Raw genomic sequence first — 16,269 nt, forward strand, 5'->3', positions numbered from 1 at the left:
AGGGCTGATGCAGGCATCAGCCCGATATGTTTTTTTACAAAAGGAGTGAAGGGGCAAAGTTTTTAAAAAAAGAAGCTTTTTGCCCGATAAAAATGCCAAATAGTATGACAGGCTACGGCAGAGCAAATCTTATTATAGATAATAAGGATATAACAGTTGAAATTCGCTCTGTAAATCATAGATTTTTTGATTTTAATGCAAGACTTCCCAGACTGTACGGCTTCTTGGAGGAAAAGCTTAAATCATATCTTCAGAAGAAAATAAACAGAGGCAAAATAGACCTTTTTGTATCAATAGTAAACTCAAACGATGAAAGTGTCAGCGTATCTCTTGACAAGCCTCTTTTAAACGGATACATCAAAGCCCTTGAAGAAATATCGGACAGCTACGATGTTATTGACGATATTTCAGTTTCCTCCTTGGCAAGATTCAGCGATATTTTCAATGTTAAAAAAGAACAGGAAAACGCTGATGTAATATGGGAAAACGTCAAAGAGGTAACAGATGCGGCATTGAATGACTTCTTGAAAATGAGAAAAGATGAGGGCAGAAGGCTCTATGATGATGTAAAGCAAAATCTTGAAGAGATATCAAAGAATGTTAAGCTCGTTGAAGAGCGCTCTCCCAAAACAGTTGAGGAATACCGCGCAAGGCTTACTGCTAAGCTCAAGGAAATCCTTGAGGACAGAAATATTGACGAGGCAAGAATACTTACCGAATGTGCAATATATGCTGATAAAATTGCCGTAAATGAAGAAACGGTAAGACTTAATTCTCACATAAAAAGCTTTTCTCAACAGCTTGAAAAGGACGAGCCTATAGGTAAAAAGCTTGATTTTGTAGTTCAGGAAATGAACAGAGAGGTCAATACAATAGGTTCAAAATGTAACGATATAGAGATTACTGCTACTGTTGTTACAATGAAATCCCTTATAGAGCAAATAAGAGAACAAATTCAGAATATAGAATAGTCTTGTGCTTTGAAATTTCGGCAACAGGGAAATGAGAGGAAATAAAAATGAAGTTAATAAATATCGGATACGGAAATATGGTATGCGCTTCCCGTCTTGTAGCAATTATAAGCCCTGACAGTGCGCCTGTTAAGAGAATAATTGCAGATGCAAAGGATTCTGCTATGCTTATTGATGCCACCTACGGAAGAAAGACCCGCTCGGTATTGATTACTGACAGCAATCATATTATACTTTCGTCGATTCAGCCTGAAACTATCGGAAACAGGTATTCAGAGGAAAGCGGGGACAAAGCAGATGACAGCATCTCCGAATAAAAAAGGAACTCTTTTTGTGCTTTCAGGTCCTTCAGGGGCAGGAAAAGGAACGCTTATTCAGCGTGTTTTTGAGCTTGATAACAGCTTTTATTATTCTGTTTCCGCAACAACACGTGAAATGCGTGAGGGCGAGCAGGACGGAGTCAACTACTTTTTTCTGACACGGGAAAAATTTGAAGAGCTTATAAATAAAAATGAGCTTTTGGAATATACCGAGTTTTGCGGAAATTATTACGGCACACCGACAAGAATGATTGACGAAAAGCTAAATAACGGCATTTCGGTAATCTTAGAAATTGAAACAGACGGTGCTTCTCAGATAAAGAAAAAAAGACCCGACTGCAAAAGCATATTTATTTTACCGCCTTCATATGAGGTGCTTGCTCACAGACTGAAAAAAAGAAACACCGAAACAGAAGAAAAAATTCAGAGAAGGCTGGCAAGAGCAAAGGAAGAATTGCTTGAAGCGGAAAAATACGATTTCAAGGTAATAAATGACGAGCTTGAAACAGCGGCACAGGAATTACTTGATATATTAAAAAACAATTAACTATATATCCCGATAAGACGGGAGGAAAGGCAGAGGAATTTTATGTTACATCCTTCAGCACAAGAGCTTATAAAAAACAATCAGAGCAGATATTCTTTAGTTATGGCAACTGCTAAAATTGCAAGAAAGCTGTCCTATGATGCAGAGCAAAACAAAGAAAGACTTGACCAGAAGCCTGTTAAATTGGCAGTTGAAATGCTTAAAAAAGGCGAAATGGATTTTGTTGAGTCCAAAAACGATGACATTACAGAGCTCAATGTAAGACAGTATCCTGTTATGTCAGACTCTTATGACGATAAGACAGAGGAAGAATAAGTAAAGTATAAAACCATACTTACAGGGGGAGGGAAAATAGTATGTACGGCATCAGAATTGCGAAGGTTGCTGTTTCTGATATAGTTTATTCTGCTGACAAGCTGTTTTCCTACGTCATTCCCGAAGAATATGAAAGCAGTATTTGTGTGGGCAGCCGTGTAATAGTTCCTTTCGGAATTGGTAACAGGCAGAAAAATGCCGTTGTTATAGAGATTGACACAGCACAAAGCACAGCAAATTTAAAAAGTATTATAAGGATAGCTTCGGCAGAGGATAAAATCGGGCCGGAATTTATTGAGCTTGCAAAATTTATGAAGGCACGGTATTTTTGCACTCTTTACGATGCTGTTAAAATAATGCTGCCCTCGGGAATGGGAATAAAATTCAAGGAATATTTTTTTACAGATGTAAATGCAGATATTTCTAATCTTTCTCCTCTTGAAACAGAGCTTTACGAAACCATAAATGCAACGGGTAAAATGAGCACCGAAACAATTAAAAGGCAATTCGGCGAAAAGGCGCTTGCTCATTGTAAGAAGATGGTTACAAAGGGTATTTTGCACTGTGAAACTCAGCACAAAAGAAAAGTTGGAGATAAAACAGTAAAAATAGTAACCCTTGCAAAAAAGGCAGACGAAATTAAAGAAATTCTTCAAAACCCCAAGCTTAAAGATACACACAGACAAATTTTAGAGCTTCTTTTGGAGGGTGAATTGTCCGAAAAAGAGCTTATGTATCTGACAGGCGTTAAAAAGACGGTGCTGACAACTCTTTTAAAGAAAGAGTATATAGCGTATTTTGAAGAGCGTTTTTACCGTCAGCCCGAAACTATGGATAATTCCCTTTATAATTCTTCCAAAACACAGCTTACTCAGCAACAGAAAAATGTTTTTGAAGGCATAAAGGAAAAAGCAGAGGAAGGCTTTGGAGTATCTCTGCTCCGAGGCGTTACGGGAAGCGGAAAAACTCTTGTTTTCATAGCGCTTACAGACTATTTAATAAGTAAAAATAAAAGTGTAATAGTTCTTGTTCCCGAAATATCTCTCACCTCTCAGATGGTGGTGCGTTTCCAAGCGCATTACGGAGAAAGGGTTGCCCTTCTTCACAGCGGTCTTTCCGCAGGAGAAAGGCTTGACCAATGGCAAAAAATAAAAAACGGTATATGTAATGTGGTTATAGGAACTCGTTCTGCCGTTTTTGCACCTGTCAAGGATTTGGGAATGATTATAATTGACGAGGAACAGGAGCATACCTATAAATCCGAAATGTCCCCCCGATACAGCACTAAGGACATTGCAAAGTTCCGTTGCAACTATAATAAAGCCTCTCTTTTATTGGCATCTGCAACGCCGAGTATAGAGAGCTATTACAATGCAAAAACAGGCAAATATAACCTTTTTGAGCTTGACAAAAGATTTAACGAGGGTCAGCTTCCGCAGGTTACTGTGGTAGATATGCGTCAGGAGCTTAAAAACGGAAATATGGGAGTTATAAGCGACTGTCTGAGAGATGAAATAGCCTTAAATCTTGAAAGAAAAGAGCAGACTATTCTCTTTATAAACAGACGTGGCTTTAACTCAAACGTAAGCTGTCGAAGCTGCGGCTATGTGGCTGTATGTCCTAACTGCAATATATCCCTTACCTATCATTCGGTAAACAACAGGCTTATGTGCCACTATTGCGGATACAGTATAAAAAATGAGCAGAGCTGTCCTAAGTGTTTTGAAAACCATTTCAGATATTTGGGAACAGGCACTCAAAAAATTCAGGCGGAATTGGAAATTCTTTTTCCCGAGGCAAGAATAATAAGAATGGACGCCGATACTACAACGAGAAAATCCTCATATAATACTATTATAACGGATTTTCAAAACTTTGAGTATGACATTTTGGTAGGTACTCAGATGGTGACAAAGGGACTTGATTTTAAAAACGTAACTCTTGCGGGAGTTATATCGGCAGACCAATCCCTTTATTCAGATGACTTCAGAGCAAACGAAAAAACCTTTTCACTGCTCACTCAGATAACGGGAAGAGCAGGCAGAGGTGATTTGGCGGGACGTGCCGTTATTCAGACCTATAACCCCGACCATAAAATATTAAACCTTGCTTTTACGCAGGATTACAAGGCATTTTACGAGGACGAAATTAAGCTTCGGAAATCCTTGACCTATCCTCCCTTTTGCGACTTATGTCAGATTTTGTTCGAGGGCGAAGAGGAGAGCCAAACGGCGCAGTCATCAAAACGCTTTACGGAGCTTTTGTGTGAGTATTTAGAGGGCGAATTTTCCGATGTACCTATAAAAGGCTACGGCCCCGTTGAAGCTTCTATCCCTAAGCTTTTTAATAAATACAGATACAGATTGCTTTTAAAATGTAAAAACAACAGCCGTTTCAGAACAATGATGTCAAAGCTCAGCTTTGAGTTTTCGGCAGATAAGAGAAATCAAGGTGTTACGGCGGTTATAGATATAAATCCCGAAATTATACTTTAAGGAAGAGAGTAAAATGGCACTGAGAGAAATACTTACTATTGATAAATACGAAGAGCAGTTAAGAAAAAAGAGCAGAGAGGTAACTGAGTTTGACCAAAGACTCCATACTCTGTTAGACGATATGTGGGATACTCTTTACAAATCAGGCGGAGTGGGACTTGCTGCCCCTCAGGTTGGAATTTTAAAAAGAGTTGTAGTTATTGACATTGATGACGTGCGCTATGAGCTTATAAATCCTGTTATAAAAAAGGCAAGCGGATGTCAGAAATCAGTTGAAGGCTGTCTTTCCTGTCCCGGACTTTCGGGTGAAACCAAGCGTCCCAACAAGGTTACAGTGGGCGCTTATGACAGAAACGGAAACTATTTTGAAGCGACAGGTAAAGAGCTTATGGCTAAATGCTTTTGCCACGAGATAGACCATTTGGACGGAATTTTATACCTTGATGTATGCCTTAAAAATTCCATTGTTAAAGATAATTTTTAATGTGAAAGGACGGGAGAAAAAATGAAAATTTTGTTTATGGGAACTCCCGATTTTGCCGTAAAAGGACTTGAAAAGCTTATAGAAAGCGGCTACGAGATAGTCGGCGCAGTATCACAGCCTGACAGACCTAAGGGCAGAGGTCATAAAATGGTGCCTACGCCTGTCAAGGAATGTGCTTTGAATAACAATATTGAAGTTTTTCAGCCCGAAACTCTTAAGGATGAAGCATTGCTTCCTCTTTTAAAAGAGAAAAATCCGGACATTATAATAGTTATAGCATACGGAAGAATTCTTCCCGAATATATTTTGAATTATCCCAAGTATGGATGTGTAAATATTCACGCATCTCTTTTGCCTAAATACAGAGGCTCAGCGCCTATCCAGTGGAGCATTATCAACGGAGATAAGCTCAGCGGAGTTACAAGTATGTATATGGTAAAGGAGCTTGACGCAGGCGACATTTTAATTAAAAGAGAAATTCCTATAGAGGACGATGACACGGCAGGCACTCTTTTTGATAAGCTGGCTGATTTGGGAGCAGAGGTGCTTTTAGAAACTCTTGAATTGTTGCCTCAGGGCAAAATAGAGCCTGTAAAGCAGGGGGATGATTTCACCCTTGCGCCAATGCTTACAAAGGCAAACACAGCAGTTGATTTTAATAAAGCTTGTCAAGAGGTATGTAACTTTGTAAGAGGGCTTAATCCCTTCCCCTGTGCATACGCATATCTCAATGACGAAAGTATGAAAATTCTTTCCTGTAAGCCCTCAGATTATACGGCAAAGGCGCAGACAGGTGAGATTGTTACTGAAAAAAATGCAGTTTACGTCAAGTGTGCCGACGGTTTTATTGAGCTTTTGCTTATAGTGCCAAACGGCAAAAGAGCTATGACAGCGGCGGAATATTTCAGAGGACATCCCGTGCAAAAGGGAGTATGCTTTAAGAAAGGAAATTAGTATGCTTTGGTATTATGACCCTGTAACTTATATTATTTTGATAGTGCCTTGTCTTATTTTTGCACTTATAGCGCAAGGAAAGGTACAAAGCTCATTTTCAAAATATTCAAAGGTATATTCAAGAAAAGCTCTTACAGCGGCACAAACAACAAGAATTATTCTTGATGAAAACGGACTAAACAACGTTGCAATAGAGCACGTAGCGGGAAATTTATCCGACCATTATGACCCTACTAAAAACGTTATAAGGCTTTCGGACAGCGTGTATAACAGCACCTCCGTTGCGGCAATAGGCGTTGCGGCTCACGAGGCAGGCCACGCAATTCAGCACGCAAGGCAGTATCTTCCCATAAAAATAAGAACTGCTATTATCCCTATTACACAGATAGGCTCAAATCTTGCTATGCCTTTAATTCTTATAGGACTTTTAATGTCAATTATGGGACTTGCTTATGTGGGAATAGTATTTTTTGCACTTTCAACGATTTTCCAGCTTGTTACTCTTCCTGTAGAATTTAACGCTTCAAAAAGAGCTATGGAAATTTTAGAAAGCAAAGGTATGCTTGAAAGCGATGAGCTTAAGGGCGCAAAATCCGTGCTTTCTGCAGCAGCTATGACCTATGTTGCGGCGCTTGCTGTATCATTGGCAAACTTACTCAGATTGATTTTAATGGTATCGGGCAGGAGAAGAAGATAGAACAATGGAAAATATCCGACAGGCAGCTGTAAAAATACTTACAGACTGTGAAAAAAAGCGTAGCTATTCCAATCTTGTTTTAAAGGCATATAAAAATAACGGTGAAATATCAGACGCTGATTACAGATTGCTCTGCGCCATTGTAAACGGAACTCTTGAAAAAAGAGTTACTATTGATTTTTATCTTGAGCACTTTATAAAAAAAGGGCTTAAGAGGCTTTCTGCTACGGTGCTTAACATTTTGCGTATTGGAGTATTTCAGATTTTATATCTGGATAAGGTGCCTGACAGCGCCGCCTGTAACGAGTGCGTGAAAATAGCTAAGAAAATGCAGGGAAATATATCGGGCTTTGTAAACGGCGTTTTGAGAAATATCAGCCGTCAGAAAGACAGCTTACCGCTTCCCGACAAAAAGGATAAAATCAAGTATTTAAGCGTAACTTATTCTGTGCCTGCGTGGATAGTTGAGCTTTGGGTAAAGGAATATCCCGAAGCTTTTGAAAAAATTCTGTCTTCAAAGGTAAAAAGAGATACAGTAATAAGAATAAACAGCACAAAAACAGATTTTGACGGCTTGGAAAAAGAGCTTTTAAAGCAGGGTGCTACCCTTGAAAAGCTTGAATTTGACCACGCCGCAGTACTTAAAACAGATATAGATATAGAAAACTTGGAAGCCTTTAAAAATGGATTGTTTCACGTTCAGGGGTTGTCCTCGCAGATATGCTCTGCAGTATTAAACGCTTTGCCAAAGGAAAAAATTCTTGACGTGTGCGCCGCCCCCGGCGGAAAATCCTTTACAATGGCACAAAATTCTCAGGCAAAGGCACATATAGTTGCCATTGACATATACGAGCACAGAACAAAGCTTATTGAAGAGGGCGCAAAAAGATTAGGTCTTGAAGGCTGTATTGAAACAGTTACTGCCGATGCTACAAAGGCATTGGGAAACAGGCGTTATAATAAAATACTTTGCGACGTTTTGTGCAGCGGCTTAGGTGTTATTTCCAAAAAGCCTGATATAATATTTAAAAGCAAAGAGGAAATTTCAGCTTTACCTTCAATACAAAAGGAGATTTTGTCCAATGCCAGCAAGCATTTGGAAAAGGACGGAATTTTAGTATATTCCACCTGTACTTTAAATCCCGCAGAGAATGAAAAGCTTGTAAAAGACTTTGTTGATAGTAACCAAAACTTTGAAATAATAGAAATTTCTGAAGATATTGTAGCCTCAAACTCTTGCATTGTGAGGGGTAAATGTGTTACAATATTACCTGATAATTACTGTGACGGTTTTTTCATAGCCGCTTTGAAAAGGACGGAAAATGATTGATAAAAAGAGATATAAAATCCTTACCTTTGCAAAAGCTTTCAGATGAATTATCGCAGATGTCTTTGCCCTCCTTCAGAGCAAAGCAAATTTTTGAATGGCTTCATAAGGGCGTTTTGTCCTTTGATGAAATGAGCAATCTTTCAAAAGAGCTGAGAAGCAAGCTTTCCGAAAAATACTATATAAGCACCGTTAAAATTTCAAAAAAGCTTGTTTCTAAAATTGACGGCACCGTTAAATATCTTTTTGAGCTTGATGACGGGGAATGTGTTGAGTCTGTTGTTATGAAATACGAGCACGGACTGAGTATTTGTATTTCCTCTCAGGTCGGCTGTAAAATGGGCTGCCGCTTCTGTGCTTCTACCATCGGCGGCTTTGTAAGGCATTTGAGCGCAGGAGAGCTTTTAAATCAGGTTTTGTTTGCCACTCTTGATTTGGGAGAGCGTATTTCCAATATAGTTATGATGGGAATAGGCGAGCCCTTGGACAATTTTGAAAATGTTTGCGATTTTCTTGACATTGTTTCCTGTGATAAAGGTATAAATATCGGCGCAAGGCACATATCTCTTTCCACCTGCGGACTTGTTGATAAAATATATCAGCTTGCAGATATGAAAAAGCAGATAACCTTATCCGTTTCTTTGCACGCTCCCGACGATACCACAAGGGATAAAATAATGCCCGTCAATAAAAAATATAATACAGACGAGCTTCTTGATGCGTGCAGATATTATATTGAAAAAACAAACAGAAGAATATCCTTTGAATATACGCTTATCAGCGGTGTTAATGATTCAGACAATCACGCATATTCTTTGGCAAAAAGACTTAAGGGTATGCTGTGTCATATAAATATTATAAACGTAAACAACGTTAAAGAAAGAGAATATAAAAGCACTTCACGTAAAAGAGTGGACAGCTTTGTGGGAATACTTATAAAAGAGGGCTTGAATGCCACGGTGAGAAGAGTATTAGGCTCTGATATCAATGCTTCCTGCGGTCAGCTCAGACGGGACAGTGCCAAAAATCAGTAGATAACTTGCAAAAGATTTTCACGTAAGTAAAATTTTCTTTCGTGAGAAAGGACGGTAAGATAAGAATATGCTTCAGGGAAACTCCGATAAAGGCTTGGTAAGAGCCGAAAATCAAGATGCATTACTTATTGAAAAAATAAGCGACAGCTCCGCTTTTATTATAGTTTGTGACGGAATGGGAGGAGCAAGAGGAGGTGCGGTTGCATCGGGTCTTGCCTCAGAGCTTATATTAAAGCATCTTAAAGAACAAGAGAATAAAGACATTGAGCAAATGCTTAAAGAGGCAATTTGTCAAGCTAATAAGGTTGTTTTTGAAAAATCCTTGGAAGAGGAAGAGCTTTCGGGAATGGGAACAACCGTTGTGGCGATAGTTTTGCAAAAGGACGAAGCCTTTATAGCTCACGTTGGGGACAGCCGTGCATATCTTGTGGGTAAAAATGAAATAACTCAGCTTACAGTGGACCATTCCTACGTTCAAGAAATGGTTGATACAGGTAAGATATCGAAAGAGGAAGCAAGAAATCATCCTAAAAAGAATATAATAACCCGTGCTTTAGGTGTTGCAGATAAGGTTGAGGCTGAAATAAGCAAGGTTAAGCTACAGGAGGGACAGGTTCTTTTAGCTTGTACCGACGGTCTTATAAATCACGTTTTAGACGAAGAAATTTTAAATATAGTTCAAAACAGCGAAGATAAGGTAAATGAGCTTATAGCACTGGCAAACAGTCGCGGAGGCAGTGATAACATAACTGTTGCAATTGCCGACATACAGTAAAATAGCTGTTGGCGCAGCATTCCAAGAAAGGAACGGTTTTAATATGAGCAAAAATATAGGAAAAGTTTTGAATGACAGATATGTGCTTAACGAAATTATAGGTGTTGGCGGAATGGCTGTCGTTTATAAAGCATACGACAAAATTATTGACAGACAGGTTGCTGTTAAGGTTTTAAAAGAGGAATTTACTCAGAATTCTATGTTCAGAAAGCGTTTCTTGAATGAGTCAAGAGTAATTTCTATGCTTTCCCACGTTAATATTGTTGACGTTTATGACGTTAATTTTGAAGGTGAATTCCAATATATCGTAATGGAATATGTTGACGGAATAACCTTAAAGCAATATATAGATAAGCAGGGCGCACTTTCCTGGAGCGAAGCTATTTTCTTTACCGGTCAAATTCTGAATGCTCTTAAGCACGCTCACGAAAGAGGAATTGTTCACAGAGATATAAAGCCTCACAATATTATGCTGCTTGAGGACGGAACAATCAAGGTTGCTGACTTTGGAATAGCAAGAGTTTCCAAATTTGATACTGTTACAATGACTGATAAGGCAATAGGCTCAGTGCATTATATAAGTCCCGAGCAGGCAAGCGGCGGAAAAACAGATGAAAAGTCTGACCTTTATTCCTTGGGCGTAATGCTCTATGAAATGCTTACAGGACAGCTTCCCTTTGAAGGTGATACCCCCGTTACCGTTGCTCTGATGCAGGTGCAGGCAAAGCCTAAGAAGCTCACCGAAATAAATCCCTCAATTCCTATGGGACTTGAGCAGATTACTCTTAAAGCGATGTCCAAGGACCCCGATAACAGATATCAGAGCGCAGTTGAAATGAACGCCGATTTGGACGAATTCAGAAAAAATCCCGAAATTCTTTTCAACTATGACTTTTCTGTTGAGGACAGCGCAACAAAGGTAATAGACATTGTAAAAAAGGAAGAGGCTCCCGAGGAGAAAAAGAAGAATATCTGGGACAATTTATTGCCCATTCTTTTGGGAATAGTAACCTCTTTGGTGCTTTTCGGAATAGGTGTAGGTCTTTTGTTCTTTATAAATTCAAAGCCTGACGGCGTTTTGGCGGCAGATGTTGAAGTGCCTGACTTTGTGGGACAAACCTACGAAAGCGTTATAAATGACGAAAAATATAAAACCAACTTCACTTTTATTCAGGGCGCTACCGAGTGGAGTGATACCTATGCTGAGGGCATAATAATCAAATCAGACCCCAAATCAGGAGAAATGGTTAAGCCGGGCAGAGAGATTACTCTTATTGTCAGCAAGGGAATGAAAACTGCTGAGCTTCCCGACGTGCGAAATCTTGACCAGGCGCAAGCATCTACTTTGCTCAGAAACAAGGGCTTCCTTGTAACTATCAAGTATGAATACAGCACAACCGTTAAGCAGGGCGCAGTTATAAGAACTGACCCTCAGGGTCCTACCGACGTTGCATATGAGTCAATAATTACAATATATGTAAGCTCAGGTGAGCAGATAGAAAAGGTAGCTGTTCCCAAGGTGCTTAATCTTCCCGAGGTTGAAGCTATTGAAGCTATTACAGAGGCAGACCTTGCATACGAAATCAAATATGAAAACAGCTCCAACGTTGCAAAGGGATATGTAATTTCTCAAAATCCGTCAGCTAATAAATACGTTGAAAAGGGCACAAAGATTACATTAACTGTAAGCTTAGGCAAAGAGGAAGAAGATGTATCTTCCGATATAACAGAGCTTGAGGTTGAATCAATTGCTCTTAACGGCGGATATAAGACTGTATATAAAGTCGGCGACGATATAGATTTAACAGGTATGCAAATTACTGTTACCTACGCTGATAAATCCAAGGAAACAATAGATGTAAAGAAAAGTATGATTTCCGGCTTCAATACTCAGGAGGCTACATTATCGGGAATGAGTATTGATGTTACCGTAACCTATAAAAACGCACAGACAAAATTTGAAATAACGGTAGAAGAATAATGTCTGAAAGAATATACGGAAGAATTTTAAAAGGCATAGGCGGTTTTTATTACGTCGAAGCTGAGCAAACTGTATATGAATGTAAAGCGCGGGGGCTGTTTCGCAAAAACGGAGCGGTCCCCGCTGCGGGCGATATGGTGTATTTTAGTCTGACGGGAGAAACTACGGGAAATATTGAGGAAATCTGCGAGCGTAAAAATTCACTTATAAGACCTCTTGTTGCCAATGTAGATATGCTTATAATAGTTGCAGCGGCTAAAAATCCCGACCCCAATCTTTTCCTTATTGATAAGCTTACTGTTATTGCAAGGTATAAAAATATGGAGCCTGTTATAGTTTTCAATAAAATTGATTTGGTGGAAAAATGTCCATATACCGATATTTATACAAAAGCAGGCTTTAAATGCTTTGAAATATGCGCTGATGACGGACGTGGAACTGAAGCTTTAAGAGAATATATGAAGGGTAAGCTTTGCGTATTTACGGGCGTTTCGGGCGCAGGAAAATCAAGCATATTAAATAAGCTTTTAAAAGAAGATACAATGGAAACGGGAGCCTTGAGCAAAAAGCTTTCAAGAGGAAAGCATACTACCCGCTATACTGAGATTTTTTACAGTGCGCAGGATAACTTTTATATTGCAGATACACCGGGCTTTTCTCAGCTTGAAACAACGGCATATGCTAAAATATATAAAGAGGAATTGGCAGAGCTTTTCCCCGAATTTGAGGAATATATGTACTCCTGCCGTTTTCAAGATTGCTCGCATACAAAGGAAAAGGAATGCGCTGTTATAGATGCTGTCAACAGCGGAGAAATTTCAAAAGAGCGTCATAATAGCTATGTTGCGCTGTATGAAGAGGCAAAGCTTTTGAAAAAGTGGGAGAAGTAGAAGGAGACTTATTATGAAAGGCGTTATTTTCACAGCCTTCGGACAGTATGAGAATATTGCGAAAAAGCTTTGTGATGATGCTCATTTTATTGTGGCGGCAGACGGCGGCTTTTTAAAAGCAAAGCAATTGAATATAGTGCCTGATTTGCTTATAGGAGATATGGACTCCTTTGACGGAGAAGCAGAAATTAAAACAAAAAAGGTAAATCCCATAAAGGACGATACAGATACATTACTCTGCATTAAGGAATGTATATCAAGGGGAATAAATGAAATTGTTATTCTCGGAGGCTTGGGCGGCAGACTTGACCATACATTAGCTAATATGCAAAGCTTAAAATTTATGTATGAAAAGGGCGTAAAAGGTGTTATTGCCGATGACAGCACTGAGGTAAGCTTTATTAAAAATGAAAAAATTGAGCTTGACAACAGCTATAAATATGTTTCCCTTTTCAGCGTAAATGAAAAGGCTTCGGGAATAACTCTTGAAGGCTTTAAGTATCCTCTTGAAAATGCTGTATTGACAAATTCTTTCCCCTTAGGCGTAAGCAACGAGGTTGTAGCTCAAAGGGCAACGGTTGATGTAACAGACGGCGAGCTTTATATAATCATTATAAAAGAAAGGCAGTAAAAAAATGCCCGATATTGCTCTTGTGGGAATAAATGCAAGGTTTTCTCATTCAAATCTTGCCATAAGATATCTGAGAAATTCTTTAAATAAAGCAAATTTCAGCGCAGAAATTTTTGATTTTAATATAAATCAGAGAAAAGAAGAAATTTTAAGAGAGCTTTATTTTTGTAATACAAGCTGTTACGGCTTTTCTGCGTATATCTGGAATTTGGAAATTTGTCTTGATATTGCCCGAAATCTCAAAAAGCTCAAGGAGTGTAAGATTATTTTCGGCGGCGCTCAGATGTACGGCTGTCAAAAGGATTTTTTAGAAAAGTACAGATTTATTGATACTGTTGTATCGGGTGAAGGCGAAAAGGCGATAGTAGATGTTTTAAAAGAAAATATAACGGGAATTTATAACGCGCAGGCTCAGGATTTTAAAGAAATTCCCTTTGCATATATTGAAGAGGATAAAGAGAGCACAAAAAATAAAATGCTCTATTATGAAAGCTCAAGAGGCTGTCCCTACAGATGTTCCTTTTGTCTTTCGGGGGACAATGTGAAAGTCAGAGCAAAGGATATAGAAACAGTTAAAGAGGAAATTGCAAAGCTTTTGGAATTTTCACCTCATACTGTAAAAATAGTTGACCGTACCTTTAATTTTGACAGGAAAAGGGCTTACGGGCTTATAAAATTTTTCGGGGAGCTTGATACCGAAGCTGTTTTTCATCTTGAAATTTGCGCAGAGCTTTTGCAGGACGAGGACTTTGAGCTTTTGAAGAAGGTCCCCAAAAACAGAATACAGCTTGAAATAGGAGTACAGAGTACAAACAAAAAAACTCTTGAAGCAATAAACCGAAATCCTGTAACTATCGAAAAGCTAAAAAAGCTTAAAGAGCTGAAAAACATACATATTCATCTTGATTTGATAGCAGGGCTTCCCTATGAGGATATAAATTCCTTTAAACAAAGCTTTAACGATATTTTCCCCTATGCTTCAATGCTTCAGCTTGGCTTTTTAAAGGTGCTTCCTTCCACACAGATTAAAAGAGAGGCTGAAAAATACGGCATTGTAAGTAATGAGAAGCCGCCCTACGAGGTTTTAAAAACAAATTATCTTTCCTATGAGGATGTAAATTGTCTTAAAGAAATTGAAGAGTGTCTTGAAAGATTTCATAACAGCGAAAGCTTTAAAAGAAGTCTTGATTACGTTATAAAATATTTTTCTACGCCCTATGACTTTTTTTATGAGTTCAGCTTGTTTTTAAAAGAGAATAAGGCTTTATTTGAAAGCCGTACAAAAAAAGACGATTTTTATATGCTGTATGACTTTATGAAACGCTTAGGCTGTGAAAGTAATGCCTTCGAAGCCTTGAAATATGATTTTACAGTACTTTTCAGAGGCTATGACAGCCATTTTGAATATAATTATCCGCAGGATTTTAAGAAACAGTGTACGGAGCTTTTCAATAATGAGGAGTTTATAGAAAAGTATCTTTGTGAGTATAAAGGCCAAAGTGCTAAAAATATAAACAAATACTGTGATATACATATATTTAATATTTGTGAGTATTCAGTATTGCTGTTTGAAAGAAATAATGGTAAAATAATTGAAGTAACAAAGTTTTTTTAGGAGGCTTTAAAATGATTGATATTAAAATAACACTTACAGAAAATAAAAAAGTAAAGCCCGACCAGAACAGCTTAGGTTTTGGTAAGCACTTTACAGACCATATGTTTATTATGGATTATTCCCGTGAAAGCGGCTGGGGAAATGCACGTATTATTCCTTTCCAGAACATTTCCTTACATCCTGCATCCACAGTGCTTCACTACGGCTCTGAAATTTTTGAGGGCTTAAAGGCTTATCGCAGAGCAGACGGAAAGGTTCAATTGTTCAGACCTATTGAAAATATCCGCCGTCTTAATAATTCAGCAGACAGACTTTGCCTTCCTCAGATTGATGAAGATGATGCTATGCACATCTTAAATACCTTCGTTGCTTTAGAGCAGGAGTGGACTCCGTCAGCTGAGGGAACTTCTCTTTATCTTCGTCCTTTTATGTTCGGAAATGACGAAACCTTGGGTGTTCACGCAGTTCATAACGCTACTTTTGCAATTATCGCTTCCCCTGTAGGCAGCTATTATCCCGAAGGTATCAATCCCGTTAAGATTATGATTGAGGATGAGGACGTAAGAGCTGTAAGAGGCGGTACAGGCTATGCTAAATGCGGAGGAAACTATGCCGCATCTAACAGAGCAGGCGAAAGAGCTGAGCAAAAGGGCTATTCTCAGGTTTTATGGCTTGATGGTGTTGAGAGAAAATATATCGAAGAAGTAGGCGCAATGAACGTTATGTTCAAGATTGACGGCGAAATTATAACACCTATGCTTTCAGGCTCTATTCTTCCCGGAATTACCCGTAAATCCTGTATTGAAGTTTTAAAGAACGAGGGCTACAAGGTAAGCGAGCGTCTTTTAAGCATTGACGAATTGGCTGATGCTCTTAAAAACGGCAAATTGGAAGAGGCTTGGGGCTGCGGAACAGCGGCAGTTGTTTCTCCCATAGGCGAGCTTTGCTATAAGGATGTTAAATATACTATTAACGAGGGTAAAATCGGAGAGGTTACACAGTATCTTTATGACACATTGACAGGTATTCAATGGGGCAGAAAAGAAGATACTTACGGCTGGACAGTCGAGGTTAAATAAAATGAAAAAATTAACGGACAGAGAATTTTGAAGTGAACCCCAAAGTTTAGACAAAAATAAATATTAAATTGCTTGTGAATGAGTTCGGTATTGTACTGGACTCATTCCTTTTAGTTTTAAGGAAATTCTTTCGTTGTTGTAGTAATAAATATAT

At 38.6% G+C, this 16,269-nt stretch carries 17 protein-coding genes; 16 read left to right on the forward strand and 1 reads right to left on the reverse strand.

Features of this window, described 5'->3' with window-relative positions:
• Positions 1 to 92 precede the first annotated feature (92 nt).
• From E7480_04885 to E7480_04960, 16 genes are all read left to right on the forward strand, one after another.
• Entirely contained in the window at positions 93 to 971 is an 879-nt protein-coding gene (locus tag E7480_04885; GenBank protein ID MBE6903924.1) for a YicC family protein, read from the forward strand.
• Between the two features lie 47 nt (positions 972 to 1,018).
• Positions 1,019 to 1,288, forward strand: a complete 270-nt coding sequence (locus E7480_04890; protein MBE6903925.1) for a DUF370 domain-containing protein — start codon at positions 1,019 to 1,021, stop codon at positions 1,286 to 1,288.
• Positions 1,269 to 1,838: a guanylate kinase gene (locus E7480_04895; protein ID MBE6903926.1), complete on the forward strand. Its 570-nt coding sequence runs from the start codon at positions 1,269 to 1,271 to the stop codon at positions 1,836 to 1,838. Before E7480_04890 ends, E7480_04895 begins: the two co-directional genes overlap by 20 nt.
• Positions 1,839 to 1,880: 42 nt before the next feature.
• Complete coding sequence (rpoZ, locus tag E7480_04900) at positions 1,881 to 2,153, forward strand: DNA-directed RNA polymerase subunit omega (GenBank protein MBE6903927.1); 273 nt, start codon at positions 1,881 to 1,883, stop codon at positions 2,151 to 2,153.
• Between the two features lie 41 nt (positions 2,154 to 2,194).
• Positions 2,195 to 4,648 (forward strand): primosomal protein N', encoded by a 2,454-nt coding sequence (gene priA, locus E7480_04905; protein MBE6903928.1) that lies wholly within the window; start codon positions 2,195 to 2,197, stop codon positions 4,646 to 4,648.
• Between the two features lie 13 nt (positions 4,649 to 4,661).
• Entirely contained in the window at positions 4,662 to 5,132 is a 471-nt protein-coding gene (gene def, locus E7480_04910; protein MBE6903929.1) for a peptide deformylase, read from the forward strand.
• A 21-nt stretch (positions 5,133 to 5,153) separates the two neighbouring features.
• Complete coding sequence (locus E7480_04915; protein ID MBE6903930.1) at positions 5,154 to 6,086, forward strand: methionyl-tRNA formyltransferase; 933 nt, start codon at positions 5,154 to 5,156, stop codon at positions 6,084 to 6,086.
• Position 6,087: 1 nt separating this feature from the next.
• Positions 6,088 to 6,783, forward strand: coding sequence for a zinc metallopeptidase (locus E7480_04920; protein MBE6903931.1), 696 nt, complete (start codon positions 6,088 to 6,090; stop codon positions 6,781 to 6,783).
• A 4-nt stretch (positions 6,784 to 6,787) separates the two neighbouring features.
• Positions 6,788 to 8,113, forward strand: a complete 1,326-nt coding sequence (rsmB, locus tag E7480_04925; protein ID MBE6903932.1) for a 16S rRNA (cytosine(967)-C(5))-methyltransferase RsmB — start codon at positions 6,788 to 6,790, stop codon at positions 8,111 to 8,113.
• Positions 8,110 to 9,144, forward strand: coding sequence for a 23S rRNA (adenine(2503)-C(2))-methyltransferase RlmN (gene rlmN, locus E7480_04930; protein MBE6903933.1), 1,035 nt, complete (start codon positions 8,110 to 8,112; stop codon positions 9,142 to 9,144). The genes rsmB and rlmN overlap by 4 nt, the downstream gene beginning before the upstream one ends.
• Before the next feature lie 67 nt (positions 9,145 to 9,211).
• Positions 9,212 to 9,919 carry a Stp1/IreP family PP2C-type Ser/Thr phosphatase gene (locus E7480_04935; GenBank protein MBE6903934.1) on the forward strand — a complete coding sequence of 236 codons (708 nt, stop codon included), beginning with the start codon at positions 9,212 to 9,214 and terminating at the stop codon, positions 9,917 to 9,919.
• A gap of 43 nt (positions 9,920 to 9,962) precedes the next feature.
• On the forward strand, positions 9,963 to 11,900 hold the full coding sequence (locus tag E7480_04940) for a PASTA domain-containing protein (protein MBE6903935.1): 1,938 nt from the start codon (positions 9,963 to 9,965) through the stop codon (positions 11,898 to 11,900).
• The gene (rsgA, locus tag E7480_04945; GenBank protein MBE6903936.1) at positions 11,897 to 12,790 is read left to right on the forward strand and encodes a ribosome small subunit-dependent GTPase A; all 894 of its coding nucleotides are present in this window, start codon (positions 11,897 to 11,899) and stop codon (positions 12,788 to 12,790) included. The genes E7480_04940 and rsgA overlap by 4 nt, the downstream gene beginning before the upstream one ends.
• A 13-nt stretch (positions 12,791 to 12,803) precedes the next feature.
• Positions 12,804 to 13,421: a thiamine diphosphokinase gene (locus E7480_04950; GenBank protein ID MBE6903937.1), complete on the forward strand. Its 618-nt coding sequence runs from the start codon at positions 12,804 to 12,806 to the stop codon at positions 13,419 to 13,421.
• Between the two features lie 4 nt (positions 13,422 to 13,425).
• Entirely contained in the window at positions 13,426 to 15,036 is a 1,611-nt protein-coding gene (locus E7480_04955) for a DUF4080 domain-containing protein (protein MBE6903938.1), read from the forward strand.
• Between the two features lie 14 nt (positions 15,037 to 15,050).
• Complete coding sequence (locus E7480_04960) at positions 15,051 to 16,115, forward strand: branched-chain amino acid aminotransferase (protein ID MBE6903939.1); 1,065 nt, start codon at positions 15,051 to 15,053, stop codon at positions 16,113 to 16,115.
• Between the two features lie 63 nt (positions 16,116 to 16,178).
• On the opposite strand, the gene E7480_04965 is transcribed toward E7480_04960, so the two are convergent.
• A partial coding sequence (locus E7480_04965; protein ID MBE6903940.1) for a hypothetical protein occupies positions 16,179 to 16,269 on the reverse strand: 91 nt, incomplete at its 5' end.

The organism is Oscillospiraceae bacterium (genome assembly GCA_015067255.1).
Classification (GTDB): Bacteria; Bacillota; Clostridia; order Oscillospirales; family SIG519; genus SIG519.

Bases quoted from the DNA above. Each gene is read 5' to 3' on its own strand.
- E7480_04885 (MBE6903924.1), top strand. From the start codon at position 93: ATGCCAAATAGTATGACAGGCTACGGCAGAGCAAATCTTATTATAGAT.
- E7480_04890 (MBE6903925.1), top strand. From the start codon at position 1,019: ATGAAGTTAATAAATATCGGATACGGAAATATGGTATGCGCTTCCCGT.
- E7480_04895 (MBE6903926.1), top strand. From the start codon at position 1,269: ATGACAGCATCTCCGAATAAAAAAGGAACTCTTTTTGTGCTTTCAGGT.
- rpoZ (MBE6903927.1), top strand. From the start codon at position 1,881: ATGTTACATCCTTCAGCACAAGAGCTTATAAAAAACAATCAGAGCAGA.
- priA (MBE6903928.1), top strand. From the start codon at position 2,195: ATGTACGGCATCAGAATTGCGAAGGTTGCTGTTTCTGATATAGTTTAT.
- def (MBE6903929.1), top strand. From the start codon at position 4,662: ATGGCACTGAGAGAAATACTTACTATTGATAAATACGAAGAGCAGTTA.
- E7480_04915 (MBE6903930.1), top strand. From the start codon at position 5,154: ATGAAAATTTTGTTTATGGGAACTCCCGATTTTGCCGTAAAAGGACTT.
- E7480_04920 (MBE6903931.1), top strand. From the start codon at position 6,088: ATGCTTTGGTATTATGACCCTGTAACTTATATTATTTTGATAGTGCCT.
- rsmB (MBE6903932.1), top strand. From the start codon at position 6,788: ATGGAAAATATCCGACAGGCAGCTGTAAAAATACTTACAGACTGTGAA.
- E7480_04935 (MBE6903934.1), top strand. From the start codon at position 9,212: ATGCTTCAGGGAAACTCCGATAAAGGCTTGGTAAGAGCCGAAAATCAA.
- E7480_04940 (MBE6903935.1), top strand. From the start codon at position 9,963: ATGAGCAAAAATATAGGAAAAGTTTTGAATGACAGATATGTGCTTAAC.
- E7480_04950 (MBE6903937.1), top strand. From the start codon at position 12,804: ATGAAAGGCGTTATTTTCACAGCCTTCGGACAGTATGAGAATATTGCG.
- E7480_04955 (MBE6903938.1), top strand. From the start codon at position 13,426: ATGCCCGATATTGCTCTTGTGGGAATAAATGCAAGGTTTTCTCATTCA.